This is a genomic window from Curtobacterium sp. B18, from assembly GCF_000333375.1.
Taxonomy (GTDB): Bacteria; Actinomycetota; Actinomycetes; order Actinomycetales; family Microbacteriaceae; genus Curtobacterium.
Genome location: NZ_BACZ01000297.1, coordinates 1 through 2,865, shown reverse-complemented (window position 1 = coordinate 2,865; position 2,865 = coordinate 1). Strand labels below are relative to the sequence as shown.

General features: G+C 72.9%; 2 protein-coding genes and 3 pseudogenes. 2 read left to right on the top strand and 3 right to left on the bottom strand.

Going from position 1 to position 2,865, the window contains the following annotated elements:
• Window positions 1–1,135: pseudogene (locus I5E_RS07890) on the bottom strand (ABC transporter); the annotation flags it as partial.
• Window positions 1,136–1,171: 36 nt separating this feature from the next.
• The gene (locus I5E_RS07885; protein ID WP_022906497.1) at window positions 1,172–1,849 is read right to left on the bottom strand and encodes a hypothetical protein; all 678 of its coding nucleotides are present in this window, start codon (window positions 1,847–1,849) and stop codon (window positions 1,172–1,174) included.
• Window positions 1,850–1,958: 109 nt separating this feature from the next.
• On the opposite strand from I5E_RS07885, the gene I5E_RS07880 reads away from it, so the two are divergent.
• Entirely contained in the window at window positions 1,959–2,378 is a 420-nt protein-coding gene (locus tag I5E_RS07880; RefSeq protein WP_022906496.1) for a VOC family protein, read from the top strand.
• Here the strand turns inward: I5E_RS07880 and I5E_RS07875 are convergent.
• Window positions 2,359–2,655, bottom strand: a pseudogene (locus I5E_RS07875) (methyltransferase family protein); the annotation flags it as partial. The gene I5E_RS07880 and the pseudogene I5E_RS07875 overlap by 20 nt on opposite strands.
• Between I5E_RS07875 and I5E_RS26305 the strand changes: the two are divergent.
• Window positions 2,654–2,865, top strand: a pseudogene (locus tag I5E_RS26305) (glycine--tRNA ligase); the annotation flags it as partial. The pseudogenes I5E_RS07875 and I5E_RS26305 overlap by 2 nt on opposite strands.

The following is a 2,865-nucleotide window of genomic DNA, read 5'->3' as shown; positions in this document are numbered from 1 at the left end:
GGAGCTGCGTTGCGATCCGGAGCCGCTGCGTCTCGCCCGGGGACAGCGTCGGCGTCGACCGGGCGAGCGCGAGGTACCCGAGGCCGAGACCGACGAGGACGTCGAGACGCCTGACGAGGTCCCCGGCGATGGCGACGGCCACCTCGGAGTGCTCGCCCGACGTCGCCCGCGACGTCGCCGCCGACGGGTCCGTGATCGCCGCGATCGGACGCAGCACGTCGGCGAGCGCGGTGATCGGCAGCGCGCCCAGCTCGGCGATGCTGTGCCCGCCGATCGTGACGGCGAGCGCGGCCCGGGTGAGGCCGGTGCCGCCGCACAGGCCGCAGGGCCCGGACTCGACGTACTGCAGGACCTTCGTGCGCTGGGTCTCGCTCTGCGAGTCGGCGAGGGTGTGCAGCACGAACTGCCGTGCACTCCAGAACCGGCCGCGGTAGGGCTTGGCGACCCGGTCCCGCTTCGGGTGCACCTCGACCACCGGCTGCTCCTCGGTGAAGAGCAGCCAGTCGCGGTCGGCGCGGGGGAGTTCCCGCCACGGCCGGTCGATGTCGTAGCCGAGCACGGCCGTCACGTCGCGGAGGTTCTTGCCCTGCCAGGCGCCCGGCCACGCGGTGATCGCGCCGTCGCGGATGCTGAGCGAGTCGTCGTGGACCGCGGACGCCTCGGTGACCTCGTGCGCGGTGCCGAGGCCGTGGCAGCGGGGACAGGCGCCGGCGGCGGTGTTCGGTGAGAACGAGTCCGACTCGAGCCGGTCGGCACCCGGAGGGTACGTGCCGGCGCGGGAGAACAGCATGCGCACCGAGTTCGACAGCGTGGTGAGCGTGCCGACGGTGGAGCGGGCGCTGGGGGCACCGCGGCGCTGCTGCAGGGCCACGGCCGGGGGCAGCCCCGTGATCGACTCGACGTGCGGGGTGGAGCCCTGCGCGATGAGGCGTCGGGCGTACGGGGCGACGGACTCGAGGAAGCGGCGCTGTGCCTCGGCGAACACGGTGCCGAACGCGAGGCTCGACTTGCCGGAGCCGGAGACGCCGGTGAAGGCGACGATGCGGTCGCGGGGGATGTCGACGTCCACGTCCCGCAGGTTGTGCTCGCGGGCGCCGCGGACGCGGATGAACTCGTCGGGGCGGGGGTCGGGCATCCTCACGATGCTAGGCGGGTGCGGCTGGGTGCTGTGTCAGCCCCGCAGGCGACGGTCGGCCGCTGCGAGCCCGTGCCGCATGCGCTCGGCGTCGCCGTCGGGCCACCCGCCGGAACTCCCCAGCGGTAGCTCCGTCATGTGTCGCCGGAGGTGCTCCGGGTAGTCCCGTACGATCCGGTCCGGGTCGTCCCGGACCGTCGCGTACAGCGCCGGTCCGTCGGCGAAGAACAGGTCCGCGACGACGAGGCGACCGTCCGCTCCGCGCAGCACGTTCGCCGGGTTGTCGTCGAGCGGACCCCACCACGGCTGCTCCCGAGCGCCACGGGCGTGGACGGTGTCGATGTGCGCGGCGAGCGCGGCGACGGCGGGTTCCCGCCCGGCGATCGATCGGTGGAACGTGGCGCCCTCGGCCACGGACACCGGCCGCAGGTACTCCATCACGGTGAGGTCGGAGCCGCCCTCGAGCACGCGGTGGTCGACCAGCACCGGGACCTGGCGGGTGTGCGCCGCGGCTCGGTACAGCATCGCCGAGTACCGCCCGGCGGGGTCGAACGGGCTGATCCGCGCCGCGAGTCGGCCCGAGGGGGATCGGAACGCGTACGCCCAGTCCCCGGTGCCGCACGGCGTCCAACCGAGGGCCTCGAGCGTGGTGACGACCTCGGTCCACGGCATCTCGGCGGAGAGGTGCTCGTCGTACGCGTCGGCTCCGTCCACTCGACCATCCTGCACGACCCGCCCGTGGGGTTCCGTGCGGACGGCCGGTCTGGGACGATCGACGCGACACGGACGACGGCGCCCGTGCACCACCTGCGAGGAGTCCACCATGTCCGTCCGACTCAACCCGTACATCGGCCTCCGCGACCAGGCCCGCGACGCGCTCGACTTCTACCACGGCGTGTTCGGCGGCGAACTCACCGTCTCGACGTTCGGCGAGGCCGGCATGGCGCAGGACCCCGCCGACGCCGACAAGGTCATGCACGGGCAGCTCGAGGGCGAGAACGGCCTGCTGCTCATGGCCTCCGACACTCCGACCGGCATGGAGGGCCCGGACGTCAGCAACATCTCGGTGTCCCTCAGCGGCGACGACGAGGAAGCCCTGACCCGCTACTGGAACGGTCTCGCCGACGGTGCGCGGACCGTCATCGAGCCGCTCACGAAGGCCCCGTGGGGCGACACGTTCGGCATGGTGACCGACCGCTTCGGGGTCACCTGGCTCGTGAACATCAGCGGCGCGGCGGGCTGATCGCGTCCGCGGGGGCACTCGCCGGGACCGGTCGGCGCGGCACCCAGCACCGAACGCGCGCGGCGTAGCGACGGAAGTCGTCACCGAACCGGTGCTCGAGGTCGGCCTCCTCGAGCGGCCGGACGACCCAGTTCCAGACGACGGCGCCGGCGAGCGCGTACGCGACGACCATCCACGAGGTGAGCAGGAGGCCGACGGCGACGCCCTGGGCGATGCCGGCGAGCGCCATGGGGTTCCGCACGGCACGGTAGGGGCCGGCGATCACGAGCCGGTTCGACCCGGAGAACCTCCGCCGCTTCGACGTCCCGGACGGCGAACGCGCGCACTACTCCGACGCCACCGCCGACATCGAGTACCGCTTCGGCTTCGCGGGCACCGAGTGGGGCGAGCTCATGGGCGTCGCGAACCGCACGGACTTCGACCTCAACAACCACATCGAGTCGTCCGGCAAGGACCTCCGCTACTTCGACCAGGCCGCGAACGAGAA